The 15132-nt window shown below is 32.6% G+C and carries 13 protein-coding genes; 11 read left to right on the top strand and 2 right to left on the bottom strand.

Annotated elements, in window-relative coordinates; translation table 11 throughout:
* The first annotated feature begins 27 nt into the window (after window positions 1-27).
* From BW929_RS06145 to BW929_RS06170, 6 genes are read left to right on the top strand one after another with little or no spacing between them, the layout of a single operon-like run.
* A complete protein-coding gene (locus tag BW929_RS06145) occupies window positions 28-1854 on the top strand; it encodes a HAMP domain-containing sensor histidine kinase (RefSeq protein WP_076544498.1) in 1827 nt (608 codons plus the stop codon).
* A complete protein-coding gene (locus tag BW929_RS06150; RefSeq protein WP_076544499.1) occupies window positions 1847-2260 on the top strand; it encodes a response regulator transcription factor in 414 nt (137 codons plus the stop codon). Before BW929_RS06145 ends, BW929_RS06150 begins: the two co-directional genes overlap by 8 nt.
* Entirely contained in the window at window positions 2250-2945 is a 696-nt protein-coding gene (locus BW929_RS06155) for a response regulator (protein ID WP_076544500.1), read from the top strand. The genes BW929_RS06150 and BW929_RS06155 overlap by 11 nt, the downstream gene beginning before the upstream one ends.
* Entirely contained in the window at window positions 2946-3359 is a 414-nt protein-coding gene (locus tag BW929_RS06160) for a potassium channel family protein (RefSeq protein WP_076544501.1), read from the top strand.
* Window positions 3360-3361: 2 nt separating this feature from the next.
* Entirely contained in the window at window positions 3362-4024 is a 663-nt protein-coding gene (locus BW929_RS06165; protein ID WP_076544502.1) for a potassium channel family protein, read from the top strand.
* Window position 4025: 1 nt separating this feature from the next.
* Window positions 4026-5507, top strand: coding sequence for a TrkH family potassium uptake protein (locus BW929_RS06170; RefSeq protein WP_076544503.1), 1482 nt, complete (start codon window positions 4026-4028; stop codon window positions 5505-5507).
* Window positions 5508-5926: 419 nt separating this feature from the next.
* Here BW929_RS06170 and BW929_RS06175 read toward each other — a convergent pair whose 3' ends face one another.
* Complete coding sequence (locus tag BW929_RS06175) at window positions 5927-7447, bottom strand: sensor histidine kinase (protein ID WP_076544504.1); 1521 nt, start codon at window positions 7445-7447, stop codon at window positions 5927-5929.
* Window positions 7437-8168, bottom strand: coding sequence for a response regulator transcription factor (locus BW929_RS06180; protein ID WP_076544505.1), 732 nt, complete (start codon window positions 8166-8168; stop codon window positions 7437-7439). The genes BW929_RS06175 and BW929_RS06180 overlap by 11 nt, the downstream gene beginning before the upstream one ends.
* Before the next feature lie 196 nt (window positions 8169-8364).
* On the opposite strand from BW929_RS06180, the gene BW929_RS06185 reads away from it, so the two are divergent.
* From BW929_RS06185 to BW929_RS06205, 5 genes are all read left to right on the top strand, one after another.
* Entirely contained in the window at window positions 8365-8952 is a 588-nt protein-coding gene (locus tag BW929_RS06185) for a hypothetical protein (RefSeq protein ID WP_076544506.1), read from the top strand.
* Window positions 8953-9038: 86 nt separating this feature from the next.
* Window positions 9039-10055 (top strand): sodium:calcium antiporter, encoded by a 1017-nt coding sequence (locus BW929_RS06190; RefSeq protein WP_076544507.1) that lies wholly within the window; start codon window positions 9039-9041, stop codon window positions 10053-10055.
* A 785-nt stretch (window positions 10056-10840) separates the two neighbouring features.
* Window positions 10841-12217 carry an AAA family ATPase gene (locus tag BW929_RS06195; protein ID WP_076544508.1) on the top strand — a complete coding sequence of 459 codons (1377 nt, stop codon included), beginning with the start codon at window positions 10841-10843 and terminating at the stop codon, window positions 12215-12217.
* A gap of 81 nt (window positions 12218-12298) precedes the next feature.
* Window positions 12299-13858, top strand: coding sequence for an AAA-like domain-containing protein (locus tag BW929_RS06200; protein ID WP_076544509.1), 1560 nt, complete (start codon window positions 12299-12301; stop codon window positions 13856-13858).
* Window positions 13859-14311: 453 nt separating this feature from the next.
* Window positions 14312-15112 carry a cation efflux transmembrane domain-containing protein gene (locus BW929_RS06205; RefSeq protein ID WP_076544510.1) on the top strand — a complete coding sequence of 267 codons (801 nt, stop codon included), beginning with the start codon at window positions 14312-14314 and terminating at the stop codon, window positions 15110-15112.
* Window positions 15113-15132 lie beyond the last annotated feature (20 nt).

Raw genomic sequence — 15132 nt, forward strand, 5'->3', positions numbered from 1 at the left:
AAATATAATTTTAGGGGTGTGAAAAATATGAAGATTAAAACTTTAAAAGGTAAGATGCTCCTTGGTTTTGCAGTTATGATCTTAATTTTGGCGGGAGTAGTTGGCTGGAGTATTTATAACTTTGAGTCGCTTTCAAATGCGATCAATGATATTTTAGTTGAAAACTACCGCAGCATTAAAGCTAGTGACAGTATGGTCGAATCGATAGAGCGTCAGGACAGTGCACTTTTGCTGCTTTTGAGAACCTCAGAAGAGCAGGGGCAGGAAATATTTCGACGCAACGAAAAAGAATTCTATACCTGGCTGGCTAGAGCAGAGGATAACATTACAATAGATGGTGAAGGCACAATTCTTGAGAAGATCAATGAAAAGTATTTTAGTTTTGTCTCTAAATTTGATCAATTCTATAATGCAGACGAAAATCAGCGCTGGGAGATTTATAACCAGGAATTACTGCCCTTATTTAATGAGATCAAGACTGATATCCGTGAGTTAAGAGAACTTAATAGACAGGCAATGGTAGAGGCTCAGGGAGATGCAAACAGCAGAGCCAATCAGGCAATAATTTATACAATTGGACTGGCTTTATTAGTTACAGCATTTTCATTAATCTTTGCTTTTTATCTTACTAAACAGATACTGCGGCCGATTAAAGAACTAGAAAAAGGTATTAAAGAAGTGGCTGCCAGAAACTTTCAGCGTAAAGTTGAAGTGGCTTCTGAGGATGAGATCGGGGTGCTGGCTGATGAATTTAATGAGATGATTTCCAAATTGAAAGAATATGAGAAAATAAATGTTAAAAAACTGCTGATGGAAAAAGAAAAGTCAGAGGCTGTAGTGAATAATTTAAGCAGCCCTTTAATAGTGACAGATAAGGACCATAAGATTGTTTTAATCAATGAAACAGCTAAAGAACTTTTTTCACTGAGGGAGGATGTACTTGGTACTCACTTTTTAGAGGTTATTAAGGCAGAAGAGATTTTTGAGTATATTAAAAATCCTGAAGCTAAAGAGGAGAAAACCTTTCTGCTAAAAAAGAATGATAAAAAAAGACATTACAGGATTTCTACCAAACAGGTAATTGATGAAGACGAAGAATATCAATTTACTGTTACTCTTTTAGAGGATATTACCAGATTAAAAGAAATTGACAACATGAAATCTGAATTTGTTTCAACTGTATCTCATGAGTTTAGGACCCCATTAACTTCTATGAATATGGGCCTCAACATGGTAATTAACGAGGATACAGGAGAATTAAATGAGGAACAGAAGGAACTGCTGGAAGCAGCCTATGAGGATGTGGAACGATTAACTGAGTTAGTAAATGATCTGCTTGATCTCTCTAAGATTGAATCAGGTAAAATTGAAATGGAGTTTGATAAGGTAGATGTCAATGATATTATTGAAAAAACACTTAACCCCTTCCATAAACAGGCGGAGGAAAAAGAAATTGAGCTCAAATTTAAACAGTCTGAGGATAACATTTTTGCTTATGCAGATCCTTCAAAAATCAGCTGGGTTATATCTAACCTGGTTGGAAATGCACTCCGCTATGCTGATGAAGGTAAAATAGAAGTGGATGCAGAAATAAAGGGTAGAAGGGTTCTAGTATCAGTAGCAGATAATGGACCGGGGATTCCAAAAGAATACCAGTCTAAAATTTTCGAAAAATTTGTTAGGGCCGGCAGTGATAAAGAAGAAAAAAGTGGAACCGGTCTCGGCCTTGCTATTGCAAAAGAAATTATTACAGCCCACAATGGTCGGATCTGGGTTGACAGTGAAGAAGGAGAAGGCTCTACTTTTTCATTCTACATCCCAAGATATGGCTATCAGGAGGAAAATAATGAGTAAAATTTTAGTAGTAGATGATGAAAAAAATATTAGATTAGTTGTTGGTAAAAGTCTGGAAAAGGCAGGTTATAATGTGGATTATGCTGTAGATGGAGTGGAAGCAGTTGATAAGGCTAATAATATTAGTCCAGATCTTATTTTACTTGATTTAAGGCTGCCGAAGATGAATGGTTTTTTAGTACTTGAAGCTTTAAAAAGTGATGCAGCAACTGAGGAAATACCGGTTATTATATTGTCTGCTTTATCTGAAGAAGATGATGTGCAAAAGGCAATTTCTTCAGGTGCTGAAGACTTTTTAGTCAAACCAATCAGCCAGAGTGATTTACTGGCTGCTGTAGAAGAAAGTATTATGGAAGCAGGAACAGGACAGGAAGAAATAGAGGAGGAAGATAATAATGAAAAATAAAGTACTGGTTGTTGATGATGAAAAGAATATTCGTTTGACTTTAAAGAAAGCTCTTTCGAATGCAGACTATGAAGTTGAAACAGCTGTTAATGGAGAGGATGGACTGGCAAAATTAAAAGAAGAAGAAATCCCGGTTGTACTGCTTGATATGAAAATGCCGGGAATGGATGGCATCCAGTTTTTAAAAGAAGTAACAAATAAAGAAATTGAGACAAAGGTAATAATGATTACAGGATATGGTAGTGTAGAAACAGCAGTTGAAACTCTAAAGTTAGGGGCTGTTGATTATCTGCGTAAACCATTTAAGCCAGAAGAAATTATTAATATTGTTCAGGATGTATTTGAACGCTATAAGGTTGAAAATAGTGAAAAAGAAGTAGAAAGTTTTGAAGAATATATTATGCTTGCTAAAAATGCAATTAATAAACGAGACTTCTCAAAGGCAAAAGAAATGCTGCAGCAGGCCACTTCTCTTGACTCTGAAAAGCCTGAACCATTTAACCTGCTCGGTATTATTTATGAGATGCAGCATAAGCAGGGAGAAGCAATGAAAATGTACAGAGCTGCTCTGGCACTTGATCCTGGCTATAAACCGGCAAATGAAAACATTGAAAGGGCAGGAGAAAGTATGGGCTCCATTGACTTAGATGATGTTAACTTTGGAGATGACGAGGAGGAAGAATAGATGTTTATTGTTATTGTAGGCTGCGGCCGCACGGGTTCTCTGCTTGCTGGAAAACTTTCTCGTTCTGGTAACGAAGTTGTTGTTATAGAGCAGAATCCAGATTCATTTGCTCTGCTGCCGGTTGACTTTTCCGGTTTTGAAATAGAGGGGGATGCAGCGGAAAGTGATGTTTTGATTGAAGGTAAAATAGAATCTGCTGACCTTTTAATAGTTAGTACTGGCAATGATCAGATTAACTATCTTGTCTCACAGATGGCAAGGGTTAATTTTGATGTACCCAGAATTATGGTCAGGACTATAGACCCATCAGTGGAGAAGATGTATGAAAAAGAAGAACGTTTTGAGATATTTTCTCAGATATCTCTTTTGGCTGAAAACATGATAAATAAAATTGAGCGAGAAGGGATGAGGTAATTATGGAGATTATACTGGTTGGAGGAGGTAAGCTAATTTACCACCTTGCCAAAAAGCTAATTTCTAAAGGACATTTTGTAACAATTATCAATAAAGATCGTAAACTTGCTGATGATCTGGCAAGAGAAATAAAGGCTACAGTTGTCTTTGGTGATGCAGCAGATAAAAAAGTTCTGGAAGATGCTGGCGCCTATAAGGCTGATAACCTTGTATCTTTGACGCAAAAGGACCACAGTAATCTCTTTATCTGCAAAATGGCAATGGACTACTTTGGAGTTGAGAGAACTACAGCTCTAGTAAATAATCCAGAAAATGAAGAACTGTTCAATATTTTGGGGATTACGGGGATCTTTAATGTTACAGATTTGATTAGTTCAATTATTGAGCAGAGTGTGATTTCAGAAGATGTAAGTAATTTAACCATGATTGAAGAGGGGAAACTAAGTATCTTCCAGGTTGAGGTAGCACCTGACTCTGCAGCTGCTGGCAAGGAAATTAAAGAAATTGACCTTCCTATTTCTATTGTTTTAGGTGGTATAGTTAGAAATGGAGATATTTCAATTCCTAGAGGTGGGTCTAAGATTCAGGCAGGAGATAAAATTGTCATAATTTCACTGCCCGAAGAACAGGCAGAAGCTATTAAAGTCTTTGGTGGTGAAGAATAAGATGAAATATAAAAATCTGCTTATTTCTCGTTACTTTCTGATTTCAAAATATACCGGGATTATTATTATCTTTGCCGGGGCTGCTATTCTATCACCACTTTTATTTTTACTAGCTTTTCCTGAAGAAAGCAGCCTGGCACCTCATTTTCTGCTGGCAGGAGGACTTTCTATTCTGGCAGGATTAGTATTATTTATTTATGGGAGCAGACATCAGGAAGAAGATGTGGAGTTATCCTTAAACGAAGGGAGTATAATTGTTATTTTCTCCTGGCTTGGGGCAATTTTCTTCTCTGCAATACCTTTTATAACTATTTTAGATATGAGCTGGAGCCATTCTATTTTTGAAGTAGTAAGTGGTTGGACAACTACCGGTTTGTCTCTTGTTGATGTTACTAGTGCCCCGAAATTAATCCTGATCTGGCGCTCGATTATGCAGTTTTTCGGTGGAGCTGGCCTTGCAGTAATTGCTTTATCTTCACTGCTCCCGGTTCATGGAATGGGATTATATATGGCTGAGGCAAGAAGTGATAAATTATTACCCCATGTAAAACGCTCTACCATGTTGATCATGAAAATCTATACTTTCTATACTGCAGCAGGGATTATTCTCTATTATTTTGCAGGGATGCCGCTCTTTGATTCCATAAATCACTCGATGGCTGCAATTTCTACTGGAGGTTTTTCCACTCAGCCTGACAGCATCGGCCATTACAACAGTTTATCTATTGAAGTGGTGACAATTGTCTTAATGCTGCTTGGTACAATAAACTTTGCAACTCATTACACACTGCTTAAAGGTAAGGTTAAAACATTCTTTAAAAATGCTGAGATACGTTTAATGATAACTCTATTTATATTTTTAACTCCTATATTAATGTTTTTTTCATTAAACTCTTTATACCCTATGCTAAGCGAGAATTTTAGAATTACCTTTTTCCAGATCATTACAGCTTTATCAACAACCGGTTTTTCGACGATTTCTTTTGCCGGCTGGCCGATATTTGCTAACTTTATCATTATATTAATTATGCTTGTTGGTGGTGGAACAGGTTCAACTGCTGGTGGTATTAAGCAGTATAGAATCTATTTGATTTTTAAATCAATCTACTGGGAAATTAAAGAACAGTTTTTACCTCGCAGAAGTGTCAGCAGCAATTATCTCTGGCGGGGAGAGAATAAGTTTTATGTAAAAGATCAGCATGTAAAAGATGTAGCTAACTATATATTACTATACTTGTTTACTTTTTTTGCAGGAGTAGCAGTCCATACAGCCTATGGATATTCTCTTTTAGATAGTATGTTTGAATTTGGATCAGCTCTGGGTACAGTTGGGATTTCAATCGGTTTACTTTCGCCAGAAGCTCCTCTGGGTATAATCTGGACTCAGACAATTGGAATGTTTTTAGGTAGGCTTGAATTCTTTATAATTCTTTATGCCGGGATAAAACTATTTAAAGACGGAGTTTATATTTCGAAGCATTAATGTAGTCTTAATTACCCCAGAGAGATTCTATTTGTTCAGTAACAATGGAGCTTCTCTGGGGTTTTTATTTTGTATAATATTTTCTTCAGGAGAACTTAATAATTAGATATTATTTCGAGTTTTATGTAATATAATAAATTTAGGCTCAAGTAGTAAGTTGAAATATCAGGGAGGTGCTGAAAAATGAAAGACAAGAAAAAACCTGTGAAGAAAGAAAGTGAAAAGAAAGAAGAAAAGAAATAATTTCTTTAATCAGTAACAGCTAAACTATGTATATTTTCCCCTGTAGACTTAATGCTAACAGGAAATTTTTTTGTTGTTAATAATCCGATAAGATGAAAAAAATCACACTAAGGATTTAAAACAGCTGGCTGATTATTTGGAACGCCAGAATCTGGATTAGGGTTATCTTTTTAGTTTTAACCTTTAACCAGGTGTTTTTTATTTAAAGTTACTATAAATGAGGCACCACCTTGCTTATTATTTTGAATATTGACCTCTGCTTGATGTTTATCAATAATGTCTTTAACTATAGCCAGACCAAGCCCGGTGCCATTACTATCATTTCTGGATCTTGATTCATCTACTTTATAAAATCTTTCCCATACTTTATCCTGTTTTTCTTCTTCGATTCCTTTCCCTTCATCTTTAATCATGATTTTCACATTTTCTATTTCATTTTTTGGATTATTAATTTTTTGAGTTATAATTTCTATCTTAGAATTTTCAGGTGAGTGTTTAACTGCATTATCAATTAAATTTATAAAAACTTCTTTAAATTTATTTGGATCTACTTTAATCTCCAAGTTATTATTTTCGTAATTTCCTTTTATTTTAATATTTTTCTTATTGATTTCAGTTTCTAATGAATTGACAGCAAAACTAATTAAGTCTTTTAGTTTAACCCTTTTTATATTTAATTTAATTCCATCTGAGTCTAATTGACCAAGGATAAGTAATTCTTCTACCAGGTATTGAAGATGTTCAGCTTCATTTTTCATTATTGATGAATAATTTTTTAGCTGTGTTTGATTTAAGTCCTGTTCTTCAATTATTTCAGCAAAACCTTTAATTGATGAGAGAGGTGTTCTAAATTCGTGAGATATGTTTGCAATATATTCTTTTCTGAGTTTTTCCAGTCTGTTTTTCTTTTTGATTGTTTTTTCAATTTCTTCTACAGCATAATTATAGGTTTCGATCAAATTCTTCAATTCAGTTGTTTTAACATTATTCTCTTTGATTTTAGTAAATTCATTATTAGAAATATTCTTAGCAGAAGCCTTAACTTTATTTAATGGTTTGACGATGTTTTGACTGAATCTAATGCTCAATAATAAAGCAATAATCAAGGCTATTAAGGATGAATAGAAAATTAATTTTAAGATGTCAATTATAGTTGTTTTTACACTATCTAACTCTGATTTCAGTATAATGCCTCCAATAATATCAGAGTTTCCTTTTGTATTTAACGAGATGTCTTTATTTTCATTAAGTGGATCTTTAAAAAGAGGAAAGATCATTAATAGTTCATTTTTTTTAGGTCCCTTTATTTTATTTATAACTTGATTACCGGCAATTACTTCTTTTAGAGTTTTATCTTCGATCTCCATTTTTAGAGAATCAAAATTAGATGAATTCAATATAAAATCTCCGTGATTATTAATTATTCCAATTTCTAGTTCAGATGTTTTAGAAATTGTGTTTATTCTTAACAAACTTTCATCCTGTCTGAATTTTTTTAGATTGGCATCATTGATATAATTATTAATAATTTCTGCAATTCTATGCCCATCTTTAGAGGCTTTCCATTCTCGTAAACCATAGTAATAGTTTTGGATTAAATATCCAAAGATACCACTAATAATAATTATGGTGATTAATACAATAATAGTATTTGTGATTAACAATCTGCTAAAAAAACTATTAAAATTAATCTTCATGATTATCTTCCTTAAATGAAAATTTATAGCCAGTACCCCAGACAGTTTTTATGAATTTATTATTTATATCTTTTTCCTTTATTTTTCTTCTAATTCTTTTAATATGCTCATCAATAGTTCTAATCTCTTGATTATTTTCAACCCCCCAGATATTTTTGAGCAGTTCTTTTCTAGAAAAAACTTTATTACTATTTTTTAACATAAATTCAAATAAGGCGAATTCTTTGGGAGCAAAACTAATAAGTTGATTGTTGATAGAGATGGATTTATCATCATTACTTAATTTAAATCTAAATTCAGAAAAATTGTAGACTTTAGAATTATTATTTTCACTTCTAGTTTGATTTCCAGACCTTCTTAAAACCGCCTTGATTCTTGCTCTTAATTCTCTGGGAGAAAATGGTTTGGTTACATAATCATCTGCACCAATTTCCAGTCCTAATACTTTATCAGCCTCTTCAGCTTTGGCTGTCAACATAATTATGGGAGTATAGACTTTCTTTTCTTTTAGTTTTTTACAGATTTCCCAGCCATCCATTTCGGGAAGCATTATATCAAGCAGAATTAGATCATAATCATTTTCCATAGCTTCTTTATAACCTGATTTTCCATCTTTTTTAAATACAACTTCTGTGTTGTAACTATTAAACATAGCCTTAACTAGCTCAAATATATTTTTGTCATCTTCAATTAATAAGATTTGTTTGTTATTTAAATTCATAGTTACCTCCTTCATTTACAATTTGTTTATATTATATATTCTAAGATAACGGCAAAAATCCTTTTTTAAATCTAAAATAGCTAATAATTTAATTTAAATATAAATAATTTGTATATAAATTTGATTTTTGTTTATAATTTGTTTATAATTATAATCAAGAAATAGTTATAAAATTTAATTAATTTGGAGGGGTACTATGAATAAAAATGAAAAAAGCAAAATGGAAATGTTTTATTATTATTTGAAGATAGGTTTAGCTATTGCCTTTGTTATTTGGGTTACCATTTCAATTAATGGTTTACAGGGCACAGCACAGGAAAACAGCAATTTGATTTTAAGACCAGAATTTGAGACATCATTTCTTCCTGGAGGTCCTGAGAGATTTTCGGAGGCCTATGCTGATGTAGAAAATGTTGATACAGAAGCAAAAGTTGAAGAAGGAGATTATCTCTGGAGTACAATACTTATTGCTAATAGAGGTAAAAAAGATGGACAGGAACTAAATATTAATATAGAAACTGCTGCAGAAATGGATCAAATTCTTGTTAGTCCAACTGGCTATAGTAATGAAGTTAATATAGAAACTGAAGATAATAAGATGAGTACTGAGATTAGTGTAGAAGAGCTTGATATTGATGATGCAGCCAGGATATTTATTGGGTTTAATAAGGATAAGATAAATGTCAATGAGCAAAATTGGGCTGATAGTTATGAAGATTACTTAAAAAGAATTAGTATTGAATCAGGAAATGTTGAAGATATATTTTATGGATTAGCATATTAAAAGTATATACACTCCCATTTAATAAAGAGACCGGCATTAATGCTGGTCTCTTTAAATATTACTTATTATGATCAAGGAGGATTTAGTTGAAACAGCTATTTTTTGAATTTATTTTAATGGCAATTTTCATTATAATTTCAGGAACTTATTTATCAAAATTTGGAGATATAATTGCTGATAAAAGTGGTCTGGGTCAGGCTTTTATCGGTGGAATTTTAATTGCAATGGCAACTTCACTACCAGAACTTGTGACAAGTATCAGTTCAGCTCTTGTTGGAGCTCCAGATATTGCAGTCGGTAACGCTTTTGGCAGCAACACATTTAACCTTGTCATTTTAGCCTTTGCTGATTTACTTCAGGGAAAAGGTCCACTACTACTTCGAGTTAACTACAGCCACCTTCTTTCTGGTCTGGTAGGAGTTTTACTTTCAGCATTGGTAGTTTTCAGCCTTATCTTATCCCATTTTATGAATTTCAATTTGAGTATTTTTGGTGTGGGAGTAGATAGTATAACCTTACTTATTACATATATTATAAGTGTGAGAATGATCTATCGTTATGATCAGAAAAATCCACTTGATCCAGATGACCCAGTAAAAGAAGATTCCAATCCTGATTATACTTTAAATAAAGCTTTAATGGGCTTTGCTGCCTGTGCAGTTGTAATTGTTTTTAGCGGCTATCGATTAACTATTACTGCTGATCAGATATCTATGCTGACCGGGATCGATCAGAGTTTTATTGGGTCAGTTATGGTAGCGGCAGCAACTTCACTGCCGGAGCTTGTTGCAACAATTTCGGCTGTTAAGATTGGTGCCTATAATATGGCAGTTGGAAATGTCTTTGGCAGCAACATTTTCAATATGACAGTAATTTTCTTTGCCGATATATTTTACCGTCAGGGAGTTCTTTTACAGGATGCTAAGATAGTTCATATTTTAACTGCAACAGTTGGTATAGTTATGGCTACAATTATTTTAATTGGTTTATTTTATCGCTCACGGCGTTCTTTTATGTGGATGGGCTGGGATGCGATTGCAGCTGCAGCAGTTTATTTTGCAGGTGTTTATCTTCTTTTTCAGTTGGGACTGAATGTGATTTAGTAATAAGATCATTAATAGTAGAAGTATATCCAAAATTTACTGGACTTATGAGAAAAACTAAAAACCCACTCCATAAAAGGAATGGGTACAAAAAGAGGAGAGAATTATCAAGTACAAAAATCTATATTATAACTGCAATTGATGCAGATTCAAAAAGGGGATCAAATTTATACTTTTATTCTATTTATAATAATATCAGCAAGATATTAGTTCTCAATTAATTACAAATTAAAAACTTATTAAATAAAGAATAGTGGAGTTAAAGCTCCAAAATTTAATAACACTATGCTAAAAATATCTCATGTTGTTGAAAACCAATGTATACTTTACTGTGGTATTTAACGGTGGCTGAAGCTCACTGCGGTGAAATCAAGGTGGAAAATAGAATAAAATTAGCATCTCAATTGGAGATGAATTAACCTCAGAGAAACTTCATTTTGTTCAGTTATTTATGGAGCTTTTCTGGGGGTTTTTGTTAATCTATTTTATTCGTGAAGTTTATAAGCGTTAAAAGCCTCTGCATATATCTATAAGTGCGGATAACTCTAACGGATTGAACAGTTTACACTTTTAGCTATAAATTATTATAATGTGAGGTGTAATCGAAATGAGGACACCTTGTTTAACATCGTAAAATTTAATATAGGTTTAGTCTGAACAACTATTAAGAGAATCACCTTATAGACTATTTTTTTAACTAATATGATATTTTTTATATCGATTTTGCTTAAAATATTGCTTTTTATCACTAATAGTTGTATAATTTAATCAGTGGAGGTGATCAAATGAAGGAGAAAATGCTGCGTCTGCAGCAGGTACAACTGAATAACTTTAAGAATGTTAGTCAGGGTCAGATTGATTTCAACAGTTATAAAAGCGAAGACTTTTTTTCTAAAGCATCAGATGTGCTGGGAATATACGGTCAGAATGGTTCTGGTAAAACTGCTTTTATTGAAGCTCTGTGGATACTGAAAATGGTCCTGCTTGGAGAATCTCTGCCTGGAGATATTAAAGATTATATATACCAGGGTGAGAAAGAAGCTGCTATTAATGCTGTTTTTTCTATGTCTTTAGGAGAGAATAAATATCAACTCTTTTATGAAATGGTAATTGAAAGAAGAGAAAATGCTGTTCCAGTAATTATCAAGGAAGATCTATCATATAAAAAGCTTGAAGAAGATGGCTGGACATATAAGAGAGGGATAATAACTCACAACCTTGATGAGAAGGAGCAATTGTTAAGTCCCCAGAAGAATTACAATTTGCTCACTAAAAACAATAAAGATGCTAAAGTGGACCTTAAAGTGGCTAAGGAGCTTGCGAAAAAGGAACAAACATCTTTTATTTTTTCTAGTGAGATGGATCATATTTATAAGGGTAATAAAGCCTTTAACGAATTTACTGATATTATAATGGAGATTAAACAGTATGCTCGAATGAACCTGTTTGTGATCAGAAATTCTCGTTCAGGTATGATCAATGCCAATCTAATTATACCGTTCTGTTTTCAACTTAGTGATTCAGAGAGAATAGAAGGTGGAGATCTGGCAATAGCTCTGTCTGAGCCGACAACAGTTCCTGAGCGGGTCCTCTCTACTGTTAAAAATGTTATCGAGAACTTAAACATTGTCTTAAAAGAGATAATTCCAGATCTGACAATTAAAATTAAAGAGTATGGAGAAGAATTGGATGAGAATGGTGATCCAGTTATTAAAATAGAGCTGCTGGCAGAAAGAGGAGATATTAAGATTCCTCTGAGATATGAATCAGATGGTATTAAAAAGATCATATCGATCTTGAGTGCAATGATTGCTATGTACAATAAGCCGGGTATTTGTCTGGCTGTTGATGAGCTTGATGCCGGTATATTTGAATATCTTTTAGGTGAAATTCTGGAAATCATACAGGATAGAGCTAAGGGACAGCTGGTCTTTACTTCTCATAATCTAAGACCACTGGAGAAACTTAATAAAGAGTCACTTATTTTTACAACTACTAATCCTCAGAATCGATATATTAGATTTACCAATGTTAAGGAAACCAATAATCTAAGAAGCTTCTATTATCGTGGAATTAAGTTAGGTGGACAGGATGAAGAGGTTTATAAGAAAACTGATAAACATAGAATTGCTAGAGCTTTCAGGATAGATCAAATTCAATGACTCAATGACTGCTTTGATTTAATTAAGTTATCTACTGTGGTATAATAAGCATAACTTGAAGCTGAAAATGAGGTGAGCTAAATGAAAAAATTTAACACTACCGGCGTCTGTATTCCAGAAAAACATTATATGGCTGATGTTAGTAAAAAAATTAGAGAAATTGAAAAGATGGTTGCAGAGGGAAAATATTTTACTATTAATAAACCTCGTCAGTCTGGAAAAACTACAATTTTGTATTTGTTAAAAAAACATCTGGAAAAGAAAGAGTATAGAGTTATTAGTATTACTTTTGAAGATTTTGATCAGGATATTTTTAGTAGTATCAATACTTTTTCTAAGGAATTTCTTTTAACAATTAGAGATCGTTTTGAATTTAGTGGAGATTCCAAATTTGTAAAATTAATTGAAGAAAAAGTAGATACTGTTAATAATTTTAAAGATCTTTCTCGTTTTATCACCACAATGATTAGAAAAAGTAATAAAGATATTGTTTTAATGATTGATGAAGTTGATAAAAGCAGTAATAATCAGCTTTTTTTAGATTTTCTCGGCATGTTAAGGAGTAAGTATTTGTTTGAGCAGCAAAATCAGGATTTAACTTTTAAGAGTGTAATTTTAGCTGGGGTTCATGATGTAAAAAATCTTAAACTTAAATTAGGATCTGATGAGGAACATAAATATAACAGTCCCTGGAATATTGCTAGTGAGTTTAAAGTTGATTTTGAGCTGGAGGTCGATCAAATAGCTTCGATGTTAAAAGAGTACCAAGAAGACAGGAATATTGACCTGGGTTCAGATTATTTTGCTAAGAAAATGCATTATTATACTTCGGGTCATCCGTTTTTGGTTAGCAAATTAGCAGAGATAATTGCTGAAGAAATACTGAGAGAAAATGAGTCCAGTTGGGATAAAGAATATCTTGAGCAGGCAGTAAAAATCATTTTAGCAAAAGACCTTCCTAATTTTGATACCTTAATTAAAAATATCGAAAATAATAATGATTTAGAAGATATGTGTATAGATTTAATTGTAGATGGTAGAAAAATCACTTATAATCTGGATAATCCAACAATAGAAAAAGGGGAACTCTACGGTGTTTTCAAGAATGATGGCGGCAGCTTAAAAATTCATAACAGAATTTATGAACAGCGAATATACAATTATTTAATTTCTAAAATAGAGAATTCACTGGAAAGTGATGCTTTTGATTTCAGAGACAGCTTTATAGACAATGGTCAGCTTAATTTAAAAGAAGTACTGGAGCGTTTTCAGGTTTTCATTAAAGAACAATATAGTGATCAGGATAGAGGATTTTTAGAAAGAAATGGTCGTTTGATTTTTCTCGCTTTTTTAAAGCCAATTATTAATGGTAAAGGATTTGATTTTAAAGAAGTGCAGATTTCTCAGGAAAAAAGGCTTGATGTGGTAATTACCTATCTTGAACAGAAATTTATTGTGGAATTAAAAATCTGGCGGGGAGAAGAATATCACAAGCAGGGATTAAAGCAGCTGGCTGATTATTTGGAAAGCCAGAATATGGATCAGGGTTATCTTTTGAGTTTTAATTTTAATCAGAATAAGGAATATAAGAATCAAGAACTGGAAGTTAAAAATAAAAAAATCTTTGCTTACTGGGTATAAACAAATGGTGCCCCCGGTAGGAGTCGAACCTACGCTCAAGGCTTCGGAGAGTTTTGTCGAAGTTCCTTATGCTATTAGATTTTCTTATAATCCCTGTCATAACAGCAACCTAGTGTTGGAAATATCCCATATAGTTGTAAAATACTGTATATTTCACTGCGGTATTTAACGGTGGCTGAGGCTCACTGCGGTGAAATCACGGTGGAAAATAGAATAAAATTAGCATCTCAATTGGAGATGATTTACTCTCAGAGAGGCTTCATTTTGTTCAGTTATTGATGGAGCTTTTCTGGGGGTTTTTGTTTTTATAACTATGGCTTTGTGATAAGATAAAAGTAGAGAGTAATAAAGGGAAATTTTAATTCGGTTTTTTTCTTCCCATATAACTAATTTGTTGAGTCTGAAATTGTTTTTGCCCTGCGGTTTATATATTAACTATCAAAGGAGGTTTATATGTATAAAAGTATTTTTAAAGTGAAAAAGATGGATTGTCCCTCGGAAAAAAATCTAATTGAAACAAAACTTGGGTCAATTAAATTAATCCAAAAACTTGATTTTGATCTTGAAAAAAGAAAACTTATTGTTTTTCATTCACAAAAAGATAAAAGAATAAAAAATTATTTAGATGAGCTAAAGCTGGATTCTAAATTAGAAAAAGTTGTTGAAATACAGGATGAAAATAATGAGATTACAAATGACTCTCAGAGTCAGAAAAAACTTCTAAAAACTGTTCTTTTAGTTAATTTAGGTTTTTTCCTCTTTGAAATGACTGCAGGGCTAATTGCAAATTCAATGGGGCTTGTTGCTGATAGTTTAGATATGTTTTCAGATTCAATAGTTTATTTAGTTAGCCTTTTTGCAGTAGGTGGGAGCATTCTTCTTAAGAAGAAAGTTGCAAAACTTGCAGGATATTTTCAAATTTTTATTGCATCCTTTGGATTTATTGAAGTATTAAGAAGATTTTTTGGTTTTGGAGAAATGCCTGATTTTAGTACAATGATAATTGTATCTATTTTGGCTTTTATTGCTAATTTGTATTGTCTTTACTTATTCCAAAAATCAGATAGCAAAGAAGCACATATGAAAGCAAGTTGGATTTTCACTTCAAATGATTTAATTGTAAATTCGGGAGTAATTATTTCAGGAGTTTTAGTTTATTTTTTTGACTCAAATAAGCCTGATTTAATAATTGGAGGTATTGTGTTTATTGTAGTAATCAATGGAGCTAGAAAGATTTTAAATTTAGCTAAATAATAATTTTTTATATTTAAGTT

Origin of the sequence: Halanaerobium kushneri, from assembly GCF_900156285.1 — a bacterium.
Taxonomy (GTDB): Bacteria; Bacillota; Halanaerobiia; order Halanaerobiales; family Halanaerobiaceae; genus Halanaerobium; species Halanaerobium kushneri.